Source organism: Kineococcus gynurae, from assembly GCF_042433995.1.
In the GTDB taxonomy this organism is placed as follows: Bacteria; Actinomycetota; Actinomycetes; order Actinomycetales; family Kineococcaceae; genus Kineococcus; species Kineococcus gynurae.
The window spans coordinates 423094-441151 of sequence record NZ_JBHLUI010000003.1 but is presented as its reverse complement, the minus strand read 5'-3'; the positions used below and the strand labels follow the sequence as shown (position 1 = coordinate 441151).

Sequence of the window (18058 nt, the reverse complement as noted above, 5' to 3'; positions counted from 1 at the left end):
GGTCAGCTCCGGGTCAGGTCGACGGTGGCGCGGGCCTTGGCGGGCAGGGTGTGACGACCCAGCCAGTAGACGGCGAACCCGATGCCCGCCCCGATGAACCAGCTGAACGCTGCGGCGGTGGCGGTGGTGAAGAACACCACGTACAGGGCGAGCAGGGCCCCGGACACCGTGGCGGCGACGGCCAACGGGTTGACGCCCTTGCGGTAGTGGTAGGTCCCCGCCTCGTCCATGGTGAACAGGTCGTCGACGACGATCTGCTGACGCTTGATGAGGTAGAAGTCGGCGATGAGCACGCCGTACAGGGGGCCGATGAACGCCCCGAGCGTGTCCAGCGTGTAGTGGATGGTCTCGGGCGAGTTGTAGAGGTTCCACGGGGTCAGCAGCACCGAGCCGATCGCGGCGATCATCCCGCCCGTGCGCCACGAGATCTTCTGCGGGGCCACGTGGGAGAAGTCGAACGCCGGGGAGACGAAGTTCGCCACGATGTTGATGCCGACGGTCGCGACGGTGAAGGTCAGGCAGGCCAGCACGATGGCGACCACGCTGTCCATGCGGGCGACGGTCTCGACCGGGTCGGTGATGAGTTCCCCGTAGACCGGGACGGTCGCCGAGGCGGTGACCACCACGAGCACGGAGAAGACCATGAAGTTGATCGGCAGCCCGAGGAAGTTGCCCTTGCGGACCTCGCCCATGGTGCGGCCGTAGCGCGCGAAGTCGCCGTAGTTCAGCATCGGGCCGGAGAAGTAGGAGACGACCAGAGCCACCGCGACGACCATGACCCCGAGAGCCCCGAGACCGCTGTGCTCGACCTCGGCCAGGTTCAGGCTCACGTTGCCGAACCCGCCGGCCTGCACGATGAGGTACGCGGCGAGGGCGAACATGACGACGTAGACGGCCGGCCCGCAGAAGTCGATGAACTTGCGGATCGCCTCCATGCCGCGCCAGAACACCAGCGCCTGCACGACCCACATGATCGCGAAGGCGACCCAGCCCAGCAGGTGCAGCCCGAGGAACCCGTAGTTCTCGACCTCGGCGTAGGGCGCGAGGCCCGGCCACAGCTTGAGCCCGAGGACGATCAACGCCTGGGAGGCCAGGTAGGTCTGGATGCCGTACCAGGCGACGGCGATGAGCCCGCGGATCACGGCCGGGACGTTGGCGCCGAGGACGCCGAACGCGACGCGCGAGGCGACCGGGTAGGGGGTTCCCGTGAGCTGGGAGGGTTTCGCCACCAGGTTGCAGAGCAGGTAGACGATGGTGATCCCGACCAGCAGGGCCACCAGCACCTGCCAGGCGGCCAGTCCGAGCGCGAAGAGCGAACCGGCGGTCAGGTACCCGCCGACGCTGTGCACGTCGGACATCCAGAACGCGAAGAAGTTGTAGGCCTTCCAGTTCTGCCGTTCCAACGGGGCGAGGTCACCGTTGGTCAACCGGGGGTCGTACCCCGGTTTCACGATCGCGGCCCCGGCGACGTTGCCGCCGTGCTCGGCGACCACCGGGGCGGTCAGCTCCGACATGTCAGCTCTCCTCCTGGACACCAGCGGTGGCGCGATCCGCCCCGGACCTCCCGGACGGGCGGCCACGTCCACGCTAGGGAGCTGACGTTTCACCGGTGTGACCGCGCGGATATATCTCGTTCACGTCCCCGACACGCCCTCGGGGCCCACGACCGGGACGGGGCGGGGTGCGGGTCGCCGGGGGGCGGGTCCACGATGTGGGTCATGCGCCTCACGCACTTCGGTCACTCGTGCCTGCTCGTCGAGACGGGCTCGGCCCGCATCCTGATCGACCCGGGGTCGTTCAGCTCCGGCTTCGAGGAACTCACCGACCTGGACGCCGTCCTGATCACGCACGCCCATCCCGATCACATCGACCCCGAGCGCCTCGGCACCCTGCTGGAGGCCAACGACTCCGCGGTCGTGCACGCCGAACCGGAGACGGCCGGGTCCCTGGCCGGGTCCGGGCTCGACGTCTCCGCGCTGCACGCGGGGCAGAGCGTCGAGGTCGCGGGGGTGACGGTGAGCGGGCAGGGCGGCCGGCACGCCACGATCCACGCCGACCTGCCGGTCATCGGCAACGTGGGGATGCTGCTCTCCGCGGCGGGTGAACCGACGCTGTTCCACCCGGGCGACGCCTACTCCGCGACGCCCGAGGGCGTCGACGTGCTCGCGGTGCCGCTCAACGCCCCGTGGGCGGCGATCAAGGAGACCATCGACTTCGTCCGCGCCGTCGGCCCCGGCCTCGCCGTCCCGGTCCACGACGCCCTGCTCACCCCGCCGGCCCGCGAGATGTACAAGGGCCACGTCGGCCGTCTCGGCGGTGCGGAGATCCGCGACGTCGCGGGTGCCGGTCCCGTCGACCTCTGACCCCCACCCACCCCACCCCGCCCCTCCCCCGTGATCAAGTCGGGGTGGGGGCGGGGGTGGCGTCGCCGGTGTGCACCAGGGTCCGGTTGTCGGCCAGCAGTTCCTCGAAGCTGCGCCCGACGCTGCGGTAGCCGATGCCGTAGCGGCCGGCGGCCGGGTCCTCCTTGCGGTACTCCGCCGCGGCGGCCAGCACGCGGGGACCTCCGGCCTGGAACCAGGCGCCGGAGGGAGCGCGGTCCCAGTCGTCCCGTTTGACGTACCAGCGGCAGTCCAGGGTCCGGCCCGACGCCTCCCACGCCTCGAACAACGCGGTTCCCAGGGCGCGGTGGTCGCGGTGGGAGTCGATCCAGGACTGGGCCTTGAAACGGGCCCGGGGGAACCGGGCCACCCACGTCGACACCTGGGCCCGGGCCTGCTCGAGGGAGAGCGCACCGTCGAGCCCACCGGCGTAGAACACGTGGTCGACCGCGAGCGCCGCGCAGGCGGCCAGGTACTCGGCGTCGCGGGCCGCGGAGAACTTCGCCGGGGTGAGCCCGAGCTGGGTACGCACCCCCGAGTTGCGGCCGTCGGTCCCCAGCACCGTGATCGTCGTGCGCCCGGCGTCGGCCTCGGCCTCCAGACAGGCGCCGAGGGTCAACGTCTCGTCGTCCTGGTGGGCGTGGAGCACGACGACGGGATCGTCCACGTCACCGGCGAAGGAACCCAGCAGGACCATCGGGCGACCCTACGCCCGGTGATCCCGCCCGGCCGGTCGAGCCGGCGCTCATCCCGTGGTGAACTGCGCCGCCCACTCGGCCACCCGCCGCGCGCTCTCCTCCTCGGACAGGTCCTCGACCCGGGTCATCACCGACCAGCGCACCCCGAACGGGTCGCGGATGCTCGCGTAGCGGTCCCCCGACACGAACGTCGTGAGCGGTTCCCGGACGGTCGCCCCGGCCTCCTCGGCCGCTGCCACCACGGCGTCGGCGTCGTTGCAGTACAAGGCGATCGAGTAGCAGTCGTCGTCCCCCGCGGGGGCGGGCACCAGGTGGTACTCCGCCGCCGGTTCCCCGAGCTGGAGGTGACCTTGGCCCAGGTCGAGGTCGGCGTGGACGACGCGTCCCCCCATCTCGGTGACGTCCACGACGCGGGCCCCGAACACGTCGCGGTAGAACTCGATCGCGGCGGCCGCCCGGGGCACGACCAGGAACGGGGTCAGACTGGTCGACCCGTGCGGGATCCCCGCCGTCGTGTGCGCGCCGTCGGCGGCCCGGGCGGGCGGTTCCGTCGACGCGGGGTTCTGCGTTGCGAGATCTTCGTCCATGCCCCCGACGCTAGGCGGCGGGCGGCCGCGCCCGCTTGCAGATCCGCGACAACCGGGTCGGCCGGCGGTCCTACCCTCGGGGCATGAGCGGCGCGCACCGGGGCATCGTCTACCCGGCCCGGTTGCCCCGGTTCGAGCGGTTCCCCGCCCCGCCGGAGGCCGCCGACCGGTGCCGCTGGTTCTGGGTCCCGCGCTGGGACCTGCCCCCCGGACGGACGTCGCGGCAGCAGGTGGTCGGGTTCCCGGCCCTCAACCTGGTGGTGCAGTCGGGGGAACCGGTCACCGTCGAGCTCGCGGGGCCCACCACCCGCGCCGGGCACCGTGACCTGGTGGGCACGGGGTGGGCCGTCGGCGCCCTGCTGCGGGCCGCGGCGGTCGCGGCGCTGGTGGCCGAACCGGAGGCGCTGCGCGACCGGTCGGAGTTCCTGAACCTGCCCGGTCTGCGCGATCCCGTGGCGTCGGCGATGGCCCGGGACGACCCGGCCGCGGCGGTCGCGGCGTTCGCCCGCTGGTTGGTCGAGCGGGTTCCCGCTCCCGGGCCGGTGGAGGCGTCGGCCGACACCGCCGCGGCCCTGCTGCAGGACGACCCGACGATCCTGCGCCCGGAGGACGCGGCGCAACGCCTGGGGGTGTCGGTGCGCACGCTGCAACGGCTCGTGCGGCGGCACAGCGGGGTGAGCCCGGCCGCCATGATCCGTCGGCGTCGGTTGCAGGAGGCGTTGCAGCGCATCCGCTCCGACTCCGCCGCGGACCTCGCCGCCGTCGCGACCGAGCTGGGCTACGCCGACCAGGCCCACCTCACGAACGACGTGCGGACGGTGCTGGGGATCCCGCCCGGCGCCTACCGGCGGGCCACCACGGGCGGCTCGGCTCCTCAGAGCCCGTAGTCCTCCAGCAGCCGCAACCAGATCTCGCTGATGGTGGGGTAGCTGGGGACCGCGTGCCAGAGCCGGTCGAGGGGGACCTCGCCGACCACGGCGACGGTGGCCGAGTGCAGCAGTTCGGCGACCCCCGGACCCACGAACGTCACGCCGACGACCACCCGGCGGTCCTCGTCCACGATCATCCGGGCGTGACCGCGGAAGTCGTCGGCGGTCAGCGAGGCCCCGGCCACGGTCGCGAGGTCGTGGTCGACCGCCCGGACGCGGAGCCCACGCTCACGCGCGCGGGCCTCGGTCAGCCCGACCATGGCGACCTCGGGATCGGTGAAGACGACCTGCGGCGCCCCGAGACGGTCGGCGGAGGCGGCCCACGGGGAGAACGGCGCCGGGTCCCCCGTGAGGGTGCCCACGGCCCGGGCGACGATCGCGTCCCCGGTCGCGCGCGCCGCGTACTTGCCCTGGTGGGTCAGCGGCGCCCGGCCGGACACGTCGCCCACGGCGTAGAGCCACTCCCCGTCCACACCGGCGACGAGACCGGAGTCGTCCACCTCCAGCGTGGCGCCGTCCTGCAGGCCGACCGTCTCCAGCCCGACCCCGAGGGTGGCGGGACGTCGCCCGGTCGCCACCAGGAACTCGTCGACGACCAGCTCGGCGGACCCGTCGGGCCCACCCACGGTCAGGGTGATCTCCTCCGCCCCGGCCGTCTCGCGCCGGACGCGCTCCACCCCGGACCCCAGACGGACGTCGACCCCCTCCTCCCGCAGCGCGTCGGCCAGCAGCTCACCGGCCACCGATTCGTACCCGCCGAGCAGTCCGGAGCGTGCGAGCAGGGTGACCTCGGACCCGAGGCGGGCGTAGGCCTGCGCCAGCTCGACGCCGACGACGCCCCCGCCCAGCACCGCCAGGCGCGCCGGTACGTGCTCGGCGCTGGTGGCCTCGCGGCTGCCCCAGGCCCGGGCCTGGGGCAATCCGTCGATGTCGGGGAGCACGGGTTCGGAACCGGTCGCGAGCACGACCGCCCGTCGGGCCTCGACGAGGGTCGTGGTCCCGTCGGCGGAGACCACCTCGACCCGTCGGGCCCCGGCGAGGCGGGCCGACCCGCGCAGCAGGCCGATGCCCGCCGAGGAGAGCCAGTCGGCCTGGGAGGAGTCGTCCCAGCCGTGGGTGAACTGCGTGCGCCGGGCGAGCACCGCGTCGGCGTCCACCCGACCGGTGACGGCCGCGGCCGCACCGGGCAGGCGACGCGCGGCCGCGAGTGCGTGACCGGGCAGCAGCAACGCCTTGCTGGGCATGCAGGCCCAGTAGGAGCACTCACCGCCGACGAGTTCGGCCTCGACGACGAGGACCTCCGAACCGTCGCGACCCGCGCGGTCGGCGACGTTCTCCCCGACCGGGCCACCCCCGATCACGACGACGTCGACGGTCCGGAGGTCGGTGGTCTCGCTCACCCTCGGCACGCTACGTCGGGGCCGTCGGCGCCGCCCGTCGCCGCGAACCCCTCAGCCCAGGTCGGACCCCGCATCGAACCCCGCGTCGAACCCCGCGTCGTCGTCGACCTCGCCGCGGACCACGGCCAGCACGCTGCGCAACCACGCGGCGCCGGCGACGTCGTTCACGGTGCGCCCGGGGGTCAGCACCCGGAAGGGCCGTTCGAGCACGCCGTCGGCGGGCCGGACGTCGACGTGGGTGACGCGGCGTCCCTGCGCGTGCAGCCAGTCGGCCATGGCGTAGTCGGTCCGGGAGTCCCCCGCGGTGCGCCACTCCTCCGGCAGGGGGCCGTCGCCCGCGAGCAGGTCGAGCGCGACCGCCGCGCCGCGGTCCTTGCCGAGAACGGCGGACTCGACGTCGACGGAGATGATCGTGGGGTCGATCCGCCAGTCGGTGGCGCCGGCCTCGTCGGGGTGGGCCGCCCCGCGCCAGGTGAACCCCAACCCCGCGTCGCGCAGCACCTCGGCGGCCGCCCGCTCGTACTCGGGCTGGCGGCGCAGGTACTCGGCCGAGTCGAGGTGCAGGTGCTGCTCGATGCTGACCATCGCGTGCTTGCCGGGGTCGACGAACATGAGGTCGGCGAACCGGTCGCGGGCGAGGCCTTCGAGGTCGGCGACGACCGTCGGCGGAAGGCGCACCGACTCGTCCACGACCACCTCCCCCAACCCGTCCGGGCCGATGGAGGCGTGCACCGCCCCCTTCTCGCAGACGGCGTGCACCCGGGCCCTGGGCGGCAGTCCGGCGACCAGCAGGGGGTCGACCACCTGAGCGCGGAGGAACCCCTCCGAGCGACCGGTGTTGAAGACGACGGGCACCCCCTCGGCCAGGAGGGCGGTGAGGGTCGGCAGCAACCCGGGGGCGCTGACGGACCGGGTCACCGGGCTGGCGATCGGACCGTCGACGTCGAGCAGGAGGCCCAGGCGGGGCGGTCGGAGATCCACGGTCCCATCCTGGCGGACCGTTCCACCGCCGCGACGACGGCCCGTGGGGCGCGCCGGTGGGACCGGGTGTGGTGTCATCACCGTGTGGGCATCGACTTCACCGCCAACGACCGCCCCACCCTGGGCGTCGAGTGGGAGATGGCGCTGGTCGACCGGGCCAGCCGTGACCTGGCCTGCGCCGCCCCGGAGGTGCTGGAGGCCGTCGATCGGGACGCCTCGAGCACCGGGCCCCGGATCCAGAAGGAGCTCCTGCTCAACACCCTGGAACTCGTCACCGGGATCTGCGACACGGCGGGCGAGGCGGTCGCCGACCTGGCCGGCAGCATCACCGCCATCCGGCACGTCACCGACCCGATGGGCCTGGAACTGGTGAGCTCCGGCACCCACCCGTTCGCCCAGTGGGACGTCCAGCAGGTGACCGAGAACCCGCGCTACGCCGAGCTGATCGAGCGCACCCAGTTCTGGGGTCGGCAGATGCTGATCTGGGGGGTGCACGTGCACGTCGGGATCTCCTCGGTGCACAAGGTGCTGCCCATCCTGAACTCGATGCTCAACTACTACCCCCACCTGCAGGCGCTGTCGGCGAGCTCCCCCTACTGGGGCGGCAAGGACACCGGGTACGCCAGCAACCGGGCCCAGATGTTCCAGCAGCTGCCGACCGCCGGGCTCCCGTTCCAGTTCGACCGCTGGTCGGAGTTCGAGAGCTACGTCGACGACATGCTCGTCACCGGGGTCATCGACGGGTTGTCCGACGTGCGCTGGGACATCCGCCCCTCGCCGCGGTTGGGGACGATCGAGGTGCGGGTCTGCGACGGGGTGCCGTCGCTGAACGAACTGGCCGCGCTGGTCGCGCTCACCCACTGCCTCGTGGTGCACCTGGACGACCGGTTGGAGGCCGGGGAGACCCTGCCGACGATGCCGCCCTGGCACGTCCAGGAGAACAAGTGGCGCGCGGCCCGCTACGGCCTGAACGCCGAGATCATCCTCGACGCCCGCGGCCGCGAGCGGCTGGTGACCGACGACCTCGAGGAGCTGCTGAACCGGTTGGAACCGGTCGCCGCCCGTCTGGGGTGCGCCGACGAACTGGCTCTGGTGCAACGCATCCCGCGGACGGGAGCGAGTTACCAGCGCCAGCGTGCCGCCGCGGCCGCCGCGACGGAGGAGCCCCTCGCGGCGGTCGTGGACTCCCTCGTCGCGGAGCTGCGGGCCCCGCTCGGTTAGCGGGTGCCGGCCGGGTCCGCGAGCAGTTCGGCCGGGTCGAGGAACGGCAGGTCGTGCGCCTCGGCGACCTCGTGGCTGAGCAACCGGCCGTCGTGGGTCGACAGGCCCGCGGCCAGGGCCGCGTCCGCCTGCGTGGCCGAGCGCCACCCGCGGTCGGCGAGTTTCACGACGTAGGGCAGCGTCGCGTTGGTGAGCGCGTAGGTCGACGTGTGCGGGACGGCACCCGGCATGTTGGCGACGCAGTAGAACACCGTGTCGTGCACCGCGAACGTCGGGTCGTCGTGCGTGGTGGGCCGCGAGTCCTCGAAGCAACCGCCCTGGTCGATCGCGATGTCGACCAGGACCGCTCCTGGACGCATCCGCGAGACCAGGTCGTTGGACACCAGCTTCGGGGCGCGCGCGCCCGGCACCAGGACGGCGCCGATGACCAGGTCGGCGTTCAGCACGGCCCGCTGCAGTTCGTACGCGTTGGACACGATCGTGCGGACGGCCCCACCGAAGCGCGCGTCGACCTCACGGAGCTTGGGGATGGACAGGTCCAGGACGGTGACCTCCGCCCCCATCCCGAGGGCGATCTGGGCCGCGTTCTGGCCGGAGACCCCGGCGCCGATGACCACGACGTCGGCACCCCGCACCCCGGGGACACCACCCATGAGGACCCCGCGCCCACCCTGGGCGCGCATGAGGGAGTAGGCCCCGACCTGGGGCGCGAGCCGCCCGGCGACCTCGGACATCGGGGCCAGCAGCGGCAGCGAGCGGTCCGGCAGCTGCACGGTCTCGTAGGCGATCGAGGTGGTGCCCGAGGCGAGCAGTGCCTCGGTGCACGGCCGGGAGGCCGCCAGGTGCAGGTAGGTGAAGAGGACCTGGTCGCGGCGGAGACGGTGGTACTCCTCGGCGACGGGTTCCTTGACCTTCAGGAGGAGGTCGGCCTGGTCCCAGACCTCGTCGGCCGAGGCGACGATCTTCGCGCCGGCGCTCTCGAACTCGGCGTCGGGCAGCGACGACCCGAGTCCGGCCCCGGCCTCGACCAGGACGTCATGACCGTGCCCGACCAGTTCGTGCACCCCGGACGGGGTCAGCGCGACCCGGTACTCGCGGTTCTTGATCTCGCGGGGAACTCCGACACGCATGACGACCCTCCTGGTTTCGCTGCCCTCCGACCCCTCCAGGATGAAGATATGTTGCTGAGGAGACAAGAAGTCCGCCGATGATTCGCTAGAGTGCCGGTATGGCTGACGATCGTTCGACTGGAGCGCGCTTCGTCCCGGTTCCGCCGAAGAAGCTGCGACCGGAGGTCGACCCGGTCGACCGGGCGATCCTGCACGAGCTGGCCGAGGACGCCCGGATCACCAACGCCGCCCTGGCCCAGAAGGTCGGCATCGCCCCCTCGACCTGCCTGCTACGGGTGCGGGCGCTGCGGGAGTCCGGGGTCATCCGGGGGTTCCACGCCGACATCGACCCCGCCGCCCTTGGCCACGACCTGCAGGCGATGATCGCGGTGAAGCTGGCCGCGCACGCGCGCGGCAGCATGGGGCCCTTCGTGGCCCGCATCCGCCGCCAGCCCGAGGTGCTGGACGTCTACTTCGTCGCCGGGGCTGACGACTACCTCCTGCACGTGGCGGTGGCGTCGACGGCGGCGCTGCGCGAGTTCGTCGCCGAGCACCTGTCCCGCGACCCCGACGTCGGGCTCACCGAGACCTCGCTGATCTTCGAGCACACCCGCGCCGCTGGGCGCTCCTGACCCCAGGACGGACACCACGACGACGCGCCGGGGCGTGAGCTCCAGGACGACCCAGTCCCCCGGCCGGGGCCGGGGGTCGATGCCGCGGACGGTGCGGATCCGCTGCGGCCCGAGCGGGGTCCGCACGTCGCAGGCCTCGGCGTGCACCGCGATCACCAGGCCGGGCAACCGTTGCCGCGCCGAGGAGGGGAGGGCCCGCCACCGGCGAACCCTCCCCTCGTCCTCGGCGAACCGGTCGGGCAGGTCGGGCAGGACCGCAGACACCGTCATCGAGCGAGGGTAGGGACGCCCCCGTCACCCCGGCCAACCCTTTTCCTCTCGCACCCGCCTCCTCACCTATCCCCGTGATCAAGGGATTCTCCCCGGGCGGATTCCTTGATCACGGGGGGGGCGAGGGGTGGTGGGAGGGTGAGTGGTGGTGGGTGGGGTCAGGCCTTGTGCTGCGCCGCCCGGCGGGCCGGGTTGGCCTGCTCCTCGGCCTTGGGGTCCAGGAGGTCCTGCTTCTCCTCGACCCCGGCCCGCACCTTCTTGCCCAGGTCGCCGTCGACGGCGTCCCAGTAGGCGAACGCCTTCTGCAGGATCGGGTCACTGACCCCGTTCAGCAGGTGCCCGACGATGTTGTCCACCAACCGGCCGCGGGCGTCGTCGTCGAGGACGTCGCGCACCAGCGCCCCGGCCTGCCCGAAGTCGTCGTCCTCGGCGTGCTGCACGTAGGCGGCCTGGACCGGTTCGCCGCCGGCGTCCCAACCACCGACCGCACCGGCCCGGGCGGGGTCGGCGTGGGCCCCGCCGTAGGAGTTCGGCGCGTACACCGGGTCGCCGGGGTTGGCGTAGCGCATCGGCCCGTCCTTGCTGTAGCTGTGCACCGGCGCGTGCGGCTGATTCACCGGGAGCTGGGTGTAGTTCGGCCCGATGCGGTACCGGTGGGCGTCGGCGTAGCTGAACATGCGTCCGAGCAGCATCTTGTCCGGGCTGACCGCGACCCCGGGAACCATGTTCGAGGGTTCGAACGCGAGCTGCTCGATCTCGGCGAAGTAGTTCTGCGCGTTGCGATTCAGCGTGAACCGCCCGACCTCGCGCAACGGGTAGTCGCTGTGCGGCCAGACCTTGGTCACGTCGAACGGGTTGAAGCGGTAGTCCACGGCGTCGTCGTGCGGCATGAGCTGGACGAAGAGGGTCCACGACGGGAACTCCCCGTCCCGGATGTGCTCGTAGAGATCACGGATGTGGTAGTCCGTGTCGATCGAGGCCATCTGGTCGGCCTCGTCCTGGGTGAAGAACTCGTTGCCCTGGTCGGTCTTGAAGGTGTACTTGACCCAGGTCCGTTCCCCCGCGGCGTTGATCCACTGGAACGTGTGCGAGCCGTAGCCGTTCATGTGCCGCCAGGTGCGCGGGATCCCCCGGTCCCCCATCAGCCACGTCACCTGGTGCGCCGACTCCGGGGACAGCGTCCAGAAGTCCCACTGCATGTCGTGGTCGCGGAGGTGGTTGTCGGCGCGCCGCTTCTGCGAGCGGATGAAGTCCTGGAACTTCATCGGGTCCTTGACGAAGAACACCGGGGTGTTGTTGCCGACCACGTCGTAGTTGCCCTCGGACGTGTAGAACTTGAGGCTGAAGCCCCGGGGGTCGCGCCAGGTGTCCGGCGTCCCCTGCTCCCCGGCGACGGTCGAGAACCGGGCCGCCATCGGCGTCGTCGTGCCCGGCTGGAACAGTGCGGCGCGCGTGTACGCCGACACGTCCCCGGTGACGGTGAACTCGCCGAACGCGCCACCGCCCTTGGCGTGCACCACCCGCTCCGGGACCCGTTCGCGGTTGAACTGCGCCATCTTCTCGATCAGGTAGGCGTCGTGCAGCAGGATCCCGCCGCCCGGACCCTGGGTCAGGGAGTGCTCGTCGCTGCGGACGGGGATGCCGGCGTTCGTGGTGGTGAACGGCGCGCCGGAGGACTCGACTCGGGAACTTCCCGTGGTGGCAGACACCTGTCCAGCGTCGGCCCGGCCCGGGTGACCCGCCACCCGAGAGGCGACTCCGCGAGGACAGGCTCAGGACGATCTTCTCCCGGACGCCCACCTGCGCGTCCTGGTCAGCTCCTCTCGCGAATCAAGAAGAGGTCAGGATTCTCGGTGCTCGTACTCCGACGTTCCGGGCTTGTACCCGTAGGACTCGGATTGCACGGCCCCCGACCGCACCACTCCGGCCGGCACGGACCGACGGAGCGCTTGTCGGCGGGAGAGTCCCCGGCCTGGGTGGAGAAGTCGCCACAGACCACGAGCAACGACAAGAACCCCGAGGGTGCCCCGGCCTACTGCTCGCCGAGGATGTCCTTGATCTGCTGCCGCTGGTCGTCGGCGAGGCCGAGCCGGTCGGCGACGGCGTCGACCATGCCCTCGTCGAACTCCGCGGGCATCGCGCCCAGGACCTCCTGCAGCTCGTCGACGTCGCCGGCCAGCTCCTCGGCCGCGGTGGCGATGGCCGGGAGGTAGCCGGGCTCGACGGTCCACGGCGACTCGGCACTGACGATGCCGAACACCGCCAGGTCGGCCAGCCGGTCGCGGACCTCGTCGGCGGCCGCGTCGGCCAGCGGGCCGAGCTGGGCGACCCGCTCGACCAGGTGCTCCAGGTCGTCGTCACCGAAGGGGCGTCCGTGGGCGGCTGCGGCGAGCATCGTCGGCACGACGGCCTCCGACACCGCGAACCCGCCGTCGAGGCTGTCCGGGTCCTGCAGGACGAACCGGCCGACCAGCGAGCGCCGCAACGCCCGGGACTCGTCGTCGGGGCCGTCCAGGAGGGCGGCCCGGCGGCCCGGGGTGAGCCGGGTCCCGGCCGCGTCGAGCTGCAGCACGTCGAGGTCGACGAGGTCGAGCAGGACCTGACGCAGCCACGGCACGTCCTCGGCCCGGCGGGGCTCGCCGTCGGCCGCCGGGTCGTCGGCCAGGACGGGCAACCGGTCCTCGACGTCCTCCAGGACCTCGGCGACCTGCTCGGGGGTGAGGTCCTCCTCGGCCGGCACGTCGATGCCCTCCCCCACCCGGGCCAGCAGCACCCGGGCCGCGACCATCGGGAACGAACCGGTGGTGGCCGTGTCCTCGACCACCCGCTCCACCTCGACGGCCGCCTCGGCCAGGGCCTGGTGCAGCTCCGGCTCGGCCGGTTCCAGCCGGGCGAGGACGGCGTCGAGCTCGGCCTCCGTCCCGGTCCAGCGACCGGACTCCGCCAGGTAGCGCAGGTAGTGCCACCACACGAGGGCGAGGTCGTCCTCGATCTCGGCGGCGACGGCCGCCCCGACCGCGTCGTCGTCGAGCTCGGCGGTCATCGCCGCGGCGAGCTCGGGCAGGATCCGGTCCTTCAGGTCGTCCACCTCGGCGGCGGTGAACCCGGTGGCGACCGGCGCGGCCCCGTCCCGCGTGGCCAGCACGGCCCCGACGCAGGCGGCGAGCACGTCGACCACCGACCCCGCGTCCACGTCCTCCCCGAGGCCGCCGTTCGCGTCGAGCCAGGCCTCCAGCTCGGGGCGCAGCTCGGCGAGCGCCCAGCGGCCGAGGTCGGCCGGGTCGTCGGGCGCGGGGGTCAGCTCGAACGGGGAGGACATGCCCGGAAGCCTGCCACGCGCGCGCTCACCCGCCGAGCCAGCCCGCCACGAACGGCAGCGCGACGGTCATCGCCAGGGCGTTGAGGACCATCGCCGCGCTGGACCACCCGCCGGCGGTGTCGGACTCGGCGAGCGCCCGCGCGGTCCCGATCCCGTGGGCGCTGAGCCCGATGGCGAAGCCACGGGCCCGGGGGTCGCGCACCCGGGCCAGGCTCAGCAGCCCGGGGCCCAGCACGGCACCGAGCACCCCGGACACCAGGGTGAGGACCACGGAGAGGGCGACGACCCCGTGCAGGGTCTCGGCGAGGGTGAGCGCGACGGGGGAGGTGACGTTGCGGGGCAGGGTGGTGCGCACGATCTCCGGGGAGGCGCCCAGCAGGGTCGTCGCGGCGACGGTCACCCCGAGACTCACGACGCCGGTGACGAGCAGCGTCGTCAGGACCGCCCAGCACGAGGCCAGCAGGGCCGGCCCGGAGCGCAGCAGCGGCAGGGCCAGCGCCACGGTGGCCGGCCCCAGCAGGATCACCAGGACGGAGACCGAGGCCAGGTAGTCGGGGTAGGGGATCCCGAGCAGGTGCAGGACGAGCGCGACCACGACCATGGTCACGAACACCGGGGCCAGCAGGGCCGGGCGCCCGAGGCGGTGGTGGAGCTGCACCGCGCCGACGTAGGCCCCGACCGTGAGGAACATCCCGAAACCGGGCGCGGTGGTGACCGCGTCCAGGACGGCGTTCACGCGGGTCCCCGTCGGGTCAGGAGTCGTTGCAGGAGGACGCCCGCGGTGAGCAGCCCCAGCACGAACGACCCGCCCACCGCGAGCGCGAGGGCACCGGCGTTGTCGGCGATGCGGTGCAGCTCGGTCACGATGCCGACCCCGGGCGGGACGAACAGCAGCTGCAGGTGCTTGAGCAGCGGGTCCCCCGCCGGTTCGACGCGGGCGATCACACCCCGGAACCGCAGGCCGAGCAGCAGCAGGAGGAGCAACCCGACGACGGCCCCGGGCACCGGCAGGTGCAGGAGCCGGACCAGGCACGTCCCCAGCAGCTGCAGACCCAGCAGCAGCACCAGCCCGACCAGCACCGCCGGGACCGCGGCCGGGACGCGGGCAGCGGGGGGCGGGGCGGGTTCGGGGGTCAAGGGCCAGGGGCGGGTCAGGCCAGCGTCGCGCCGGTCAGGCGCTGGTAGGCCTCGAGGTAGCGGTTGCGGGTCCGCTCCACGACCTCCTCGGGCAGCGGGGGCGGCGGCTCCGCACCGCCGCGGTCCCACCCCGAGGCGGACGACGTCAGCCAGTCCCGGACGAACTGCTTGTCGAAACTCGGCTGCGGCCGACCCGGTTCGTAGTCCTCCGCGGGCCAGAACCGCGAGGAGTCGGGAGTGAGGACCTCGTCGCCGAGGACGGTGATCCCGGCCGCCCGGCCGAACTCGACCTTGGTGTCGGCCAGGACGATCCCGCGGGACCGGGCGATCTCCTCGGCCGCGGAGTACAGCGCCAGGGTGAGCCGACGGAGGTTCTCCGCGTCGGCGGTGCCGATGGTGGCGGCGACCGCCTCGAAGGACACGTTCTCGTCGTGCTCGCCCAGCTCGGCCTTGGTGGCCGGGGTGAAGATCGCGGTCTCCAGGCGGGAGCCGTCGACCAGGCCGGGCGGGAGCTCGATCCCGCAGACCGATCCGCCTGCGCGGTACTCGGCGAGCCCGGACCCGGTCAGGTACCCCCGGGCCACGCACTCGACGGGGAACATCTCCAGCTTGCGGCAGATCATCGCCCGACCGGCGACCACGTCGGGCACGTCGGTGGAGAGGACGTGGTGGGGCACGATCCCGGACAGCTGGTCGAACCACCACAGCGACAACGCGGTGAGGACCCGCCCCTTGTCCGGGATCTCCGAGGACAGGACGTGGTCGAAGGCCGAGATCCGGTCGGAGGCGACGACGAGCACGGTGTCCGGGCCCGAGGTGCCGGGCAACGGCTCGTAGAGGTCGCGGACCTTGCCGGAGTAGACGTGCCGCCAGCCGGGGACGTCGGTCGCGGTGACGTCGAGCCCCGCGCTCACCGGGCACCCCCGTCGTCGCCCGTGCTCGCGTCGGTGGCCGCCGCGAGGGCGATGTCGCGGCGGAAGTGCCCGCCCTCGAGGTCGATCAGTTCTACCGCCTCGTAGACCGCGGCCCGGGCCTCGGTCAGGTCGGTCCCGGTGCCGACGACGGAGAGGACCCGACCCCCGGAACTGACGATCCCGCTCGCGTCCGGCGCGGGGGCGGTCCCGGCGTGCAGGACGGCGACCCCGCCGACGTCACCGGCGGCGTCGAGACCGTGCAGGGTTCCCCCGGTCCGGGGGGAGGCGGGGTACCCCGGCGCGGCGAGGACGACCGTGACCGCGGCGGTGTCGTTCCAGCGCAACGGGGGCTGCTCGGCGAGCCGCCCGGTGGCGGCGGCCTGGAGGACCACACCGAGCGGGGTCGCCAACCGGGCCAGGACGACCTGGGTCTCCGGGTCCCCGAACCGGGCGTTGAACTCGATGACCCGGACCCCGCGCGACGTCAGGGCCAGACCGCAGTAGAGGACCCCGGCGAAGGGGGTTCCGCGGCGGGCCATCTCGGCCACGACCGGCCGGGCCACCCGGTCGAGAACCTGCTCGACGAGATCGGTCGGGGCCCAGGGCAGCGGGGAGTAGGCACCCATGCCGCCGGTGTTCGGGCCCTCGTCGCCGTCGAGGGCGCGCTTGAAGTCCTGCGCCGGTTCGAGGGCGACGACGTCGGTGCCGTCGCACAGGCAGAACAGCGAGACCTCGGGGCCGTCCAGGAACTCCTCGACCACGACCGGGCCGTGCTCCAGGCACGTGCGGGCGTGCTCCAGCGCGGCGTCGCGGTCCTCGGTGACGACCACTCCCTTGCCCGCGGCGAGCCCGTCGTCCTTGACCACGTAGGGCGCGCCGAACGCGTCGAGGGCCTCGACGACCTCGGCCTCGGTCGTGCAGAGGTGGGCGAGCGCCGTCGGGACCCCGGCGGCGGCCATGACCTCCTTGGCGAACGCCTTGGAACCCTCGAGACGGGCGGCCTCGGCCGAGGGACCGAAGCAGGCCACCCCGGCGGCGCGCACGGCGTCGGCGACCCCGGCCACCAGCGGGGCCTCGGGGCCGACCACGACGAGGTCCACCCCGAGCCGGGCGACGAGATCGGTGACCGCGGTCGGGTCGTCGGCCCGCACCGGTTCGCAGGGCGCGACCAGGGCGATCCCGGCGTTGCCGGGCGCGGCGACCACGCGGCTCACCCCCGGGTCGTCGAGCAGGGCACGCACGAGGGCGTGCTCACGGGCACCGGAACCGAGAACGAGGACCTTCACGGCGCCCGAGCGTAGAGGGTGCGCGGGGGGTTCCTCCGGGGCGTCCGGGGCTCGGTGCCCCGATACTGCTGCCGTGCCCTCCCTCGCGCCGACGTTGCTGGCGCTGCGCCGGCGGTTGCGCGCGGGGGCGCAGCGGGCGCTGGGGTCCTACTGGCAGGTCCTGCAGTGCGGGATCGGGGCGGGGGCCGCGTGGGTCCTGGCCCAGGCGCTCTGGGGTCAGCCCTACCCGGTGTTCGCGTGCGTCGCGGCCGTGGTCAGTCTCGGGGTCACCAACAGCCAACGGCTGCACCGGGTCGGGGAGCTCGGGGTCGGCGTGACCCTCGGCGTCATCCTCGGCACCCTGCTGACCCAGGTCATCGGGCACGGGCCGGTGCAGATCGCGGTCCTCGTCGTCCTCGCGATGACCCTCGCCCGTTTCCTCGACGGCGGGAACCTCATCGTCAACCAGGCGGCGCTGCAGGCGCTGTTCATCTCGGCCCTGCCCCCGCAGCCGGGCGGCGGTTACGGGCGCTGGCTCGACGCGATGACCGGGGTGGTGGTCGCCGTGGTCATCGCCGCGCTGCTGCCCCAGGACGCCCGCCGCGACATCCGCGGCCGGGCCCGGGCCTTCACCGGGCAGCTCGCCGACATCCTGGAGGACACCGCCGAGGCGGTCCGTCGGCGCGACCCCGTGCTCGGCGCCCGCGCCCTCGAACTGGCGCGGGACACCCAGCCGCGCCTGGACCGGTGGGCGGCGGCGGTGACCGCCGCCTCCGAGGTGCACCGGTTGACCCCGCTGCGCCGGGGGCGGCACGAGATGCCGGAACTGGCCCGCACCCAGCGCGGGCTGGACCGGGCGACGCGGAACCTCCGGGTCGCGGTGCGGCGGGTGAACACGGCGTTGGAGTACGACGAGCAGCTGCCGGTCAGCCTGGCCGCCGCCCTCGACGAGATGGCGGCCTGCATCCGCGCGGTGCACGAGCCGCCCTTCGAGGGGGACCCCCGCCCCCCGGCCGCGGAGCTGCTGCAGGAGCTCGCCTACCGCCTCGGGCCCGCGGTCCTCGGGGCGGAGTCGCTGTCGGCCACGGTCGTCGTGGCCCAGCTGCGCTCGGCCGTCGTGGACCTGCTGGAGACCATGGGGATGACCCGGGCCGAGGCGCACGCGCTCCTGCCGCGCTGAGCAGCCCCTCGGCGAACGGGGTCTGGAAGGATGCC

Annotated in this window: 17 protein-coding genes; 5 read left to right on the top strand and 12 right to left on the bottom strand. The window is 73.2% G+C overall.

What is annotated here, in order from left to right:
• Positions 1-2 precede the first annotated feature (2 nt).
• A complete protein-coding gene (locus ACFFKU_RS03460; RefSeq protein ID WP_380135667.1) occupies positions 3-1514 on the bottom strand; it encodes an NCS1 family nucleobase:cation symporter-1 in 1512 nt (503 codons plus the stop codon).
• 204 nt (positions 1515-1718) lie between these two features.
• On the opposite strand from ACFFKU_RS03460, the gene ACFFKU_RS03455 reads away from it, so the two are divergent.
• Entirely contained in the window at positions 1719-2363 is a 645-nt protein-coding gene (locus tag ACFFKU_RS03455; RefSeq protein WP_380135664.1) for an MBL fold metallo-hydrolase, read from the top strand.
• A gap of 34 nt (positions 2364-2397) precedes the next feature.
• Here ACFFKU_RS03455 and ACFFKU_RS03450 read toward each other — a convergent pair whose 3' ends face one another.
• Both ACFFKU_RS03450 and ACFFKU_RS03445 read right to left on the bottom strand, forming a co-directional pair.
• Positions 2398-3078 carry a PIG-L deacetylase family protein gene (locus ACFFKU_RS03450; RefSeq protein WP_380135663.1) on the bottom strand — a complete coding sequence of 227 codons (681 nt, stop codon included), beginning with the start codon at positions 3076-3078 and terminating at the stop codon, positions 2398-2400.
• Between the two features lie 48 nt (positions 3079-3126).
• Positions 3127-3666, bottom strand: coding sequence for a VOC family protein (locus ACFFKU_RS03445; RefSeq protein ID WP_380135661.1), 540 nt, complete (start codon positions 3664-3666; stop codon positions 3127-3129).
• A gap of 83 nt (positions 3667-3749) precedes the next feature.
• Between ACFFKU_RS03445 and ACFFKU_RS03440 the strand changes: the two genes are divergently transcribed.
• Positions 3750-4553, top strand: coding sequence for an AraC family transcriptional regulator (locus tag ACFFKU_RS03440; RefSeq protein ID WP_380135659.1), 804 nt, complete (start codon positions 3750-3752; stop codon positions 4551-4553).
• Here ACFFKU_RS03440 and ACFFKU_RS03435 read toward each other — a convergent pair.
• Entirely contained in the window at positions 4541-5995 is a 1455-nt protein-coding gene (locus ACFFKU_RS03435) for a dihydrolipoyl dehydrogenase family protein (RefSeq protein WP_380135656.1), read from the bottom strand. The genes ACFFKU_RS03440 and ACFFKU_RS03435 overlap by 13 nt on opposite strands.
• A 51-nt stretch (positions 5996-6046) precedes the next feature.
• Positions 6047-6976: a hypothetical protein gene (locus ACFFKU_RS03430; protein WP_380135654.1), complete on the bottom strand. Its 930-nt coding sequence runs from the start codon at positions 6974-6976 to the stop codon at positions 6047-6049.
• A gap of 84 nt (positions 6977-7060) precedes the next feature.
• On the opposite strand from ACFFKU_RS03430, the gene ACFFKU_RS03425 reads away from it, so the two are divergent.
• Complete coding sequence (locus ACFFKU_RS03425) at positions 7061-8197, top strand: glutamate--cysteine ligase (RefSeq protein WP_380135652.1); 1137 nt, start codon at positions 7061-7063, stop codon at positions 8195-8197.
• On the opposite strand, the gene ald is transcribed toward ACFFKU_RS03425, so the two are convergent.
• On the bottom strand, positions 8194-9327 hold the full coding sequence (gene ald, locus ACFFKU_RS03420) for an alanine dehydrogenase (RefSeq protein ID WP_380135650.1): 1134 nt from the start codon (positions 9325-9327) through the stop codon (positions 8194-8196). The two genes, ACFFKU_RS03425 and ald, sit on opposite strands and share 4 nt — an antisense overlap.
• Positions 9328-9425: 98 nt before the next feature.
• On the opposite strand from ald, the gene ACFFKU_RS03415 reads away from it, so the two are divergent.
• Entirely contained in the window at positions 9426-9938 is a 513-nt protein-coding gene (locus tag ACFFKU_RS03415; RefSeq protein ID WP_380135647.1) for an Lrp/AsnC family transcriptional regulator, read from the top strand.
• Positions 9939-10366: 428 nt separating this feature from the next.
• On the opposite strand, the gene ACFFKU_RS03410 is transcribed toward ACFFKU_RS03415, so the two are convergent.
• The 6 genes from ACFFKU_RS03410 to purD form a co-directional block, all read right to left on the bottom strand.
• Positions 10367-11917 (bottom strand): catalase, encoded by a 1551-nt coding sequence (locus ACFFKU_RS03410; RefSeq protein WP_380135645.1) that lies wholly within the window; start codon positions 11915-11917, stop codon positions 10367-10369.
• Positions 11918-12240: 323 nt separating this feature from the next.
• Complete coding sequence (locus tag ACFFKU_RS03405; RefSeq protein WP_380135644.1) at positions 12241-13527, bottom strand: hypothetical protein; 1287 nt, start codon at positions 13525-13527, stop codon at positions 12241-12243.
• Positions 13528-13552: 25 nt separating this feature from the next.
• On the bottom strand, positions 13553-14263 hold the full coding sequence (locus ACFFKU_RS03400) for an LrgB family protein (RefSeq protein WP_380135643.1): 711 nt from the start codon (positions 14261-14263) through the stop codon (positions 13553-13555).
• The gene (locus tag ACFFKU_RS03395) at positions 14260-14607 is read right to left on the bottom strand and encodes a CidA/LrgA family protein (RefSeq protein WP_380135642.1); all 348 of its coding nucleotides are present in this window, start codon (positions 14605-14607) and stop codon (positions 14260-14262) included. Before ACFFKU_RS03395 ends, ACFFKU_RS03400 begins: the two co-directional genes overlap by 4 nt.
• Before the next feature lie 71 nt (positions 14608-14678).
• Positions 14679-15578, bottom strand: coding sequence for a phosphoribosylaminoimidazolesuccinocarboxamide synthase (locus tag ACFFKU_RS03390; RefSeq protein ID WP_380135639.1), 900 nt, complete (start codon positions 15576-15578; stop codon positions 14679-14681).
• Positions 15575-16864 carry a phosphoribosylamine--glycine ligase gene (purD, locus tag ACFFKU_RS03385; protein WP_380135637.1) on the bottom strand — a complete coding sequence of 430 codons (1290 nt, stop codon included), beginning with the start codon at positions 16862-16864 and terminating at the stop codon, positions 15575-15577. Before purD ends, ACFFKU_RS03390 begins: the two co-directional genes overlap by 4 nt.
• Before the next feature lie 73 nt (positions 16865-16937).
• Here purD and ACFFKU_RS03380 point away from each other — a divergent pair, with 73 nt between their 5' ends.
• Positions 16938-18023 carry an FUSC family protein gene (locus ACFFKU_RS03380; RefSeq protein ID WP_380135635.1) on the top strand — a complete coding sequence of 362 codons (1086 nt, stop codon included), beginning with the start codon at positions 16938-16940 and terminating at the stop codon, positions 18021-18023.
• Positions 18024-18058 lie beyond the last annotated feature (35 nt).

What these genes read in the sequence shown, in the direction of transcription:
- ACFFKU_RS03445 (WP_380135661.1), bottom strand. Translation starts at nt 3,666, where the DNA reads ATGGACGAAGATCTCGCAACGCAGAACCCCGCGTCGACGGAACCGCCC.
- ACFFKU_RS03405 (WP_380135644.1), bottom strand. Translation starts at nt 13,527, where the DNA reads ATGTCCTCCCCGTTCGAGCTGACCCCCGCGCCCGACGACCCGGCCGAC.
- ACFFKU_RS03450 (WP_380135663.1), bottom strand. Translation starts at nt 3,078, where the DNA reads ATGGTCCTGCTGGGTTCCTTCGCCGGTGACGTGGACGATCCCGTCGTC.
- ACFFKU_RS03440 (WP_380135659.1), top strand. Translation starts at nt 3,750, where the DNA reads ATGAGCGGCGCGCACCGGGGCATCGTCTACCCGGCCCGGTTGCCCCGG.
- ACFFKU_RS03460 (WP_380135667.1), bottom strand. Translation starts at nt 1,514, where the DNA reads ATGTCGGAGCTGACCGCCCCGGTGGTCGCCGAGCACGGCGGCAACGTC.
- ald (WP_380135650.1), bottom strand. Translation starts at nt 9,327, where the DNA reads ATGCGTGTCGGAGTTCCCCGCGAGATCAAGAACCGCGAGTACCGGGTC.
- ACFFKU_RS03415 (WP_380135647.1), top strand. Translation starts at nt 9,426, where the DNA reads ATGGCTGACGATCGTTCGACTGGAGCGCGCTTCGTCCCGGTTCCGCCG.
- ACFFKU_RS03455 (WP_380135664.1), top strand. Translation starts at nt 1,719, where the DNA reads ATGCGCCTCACGCACTTCGGTCACTCGTGCCTGCTCGTCGAGACGGGC.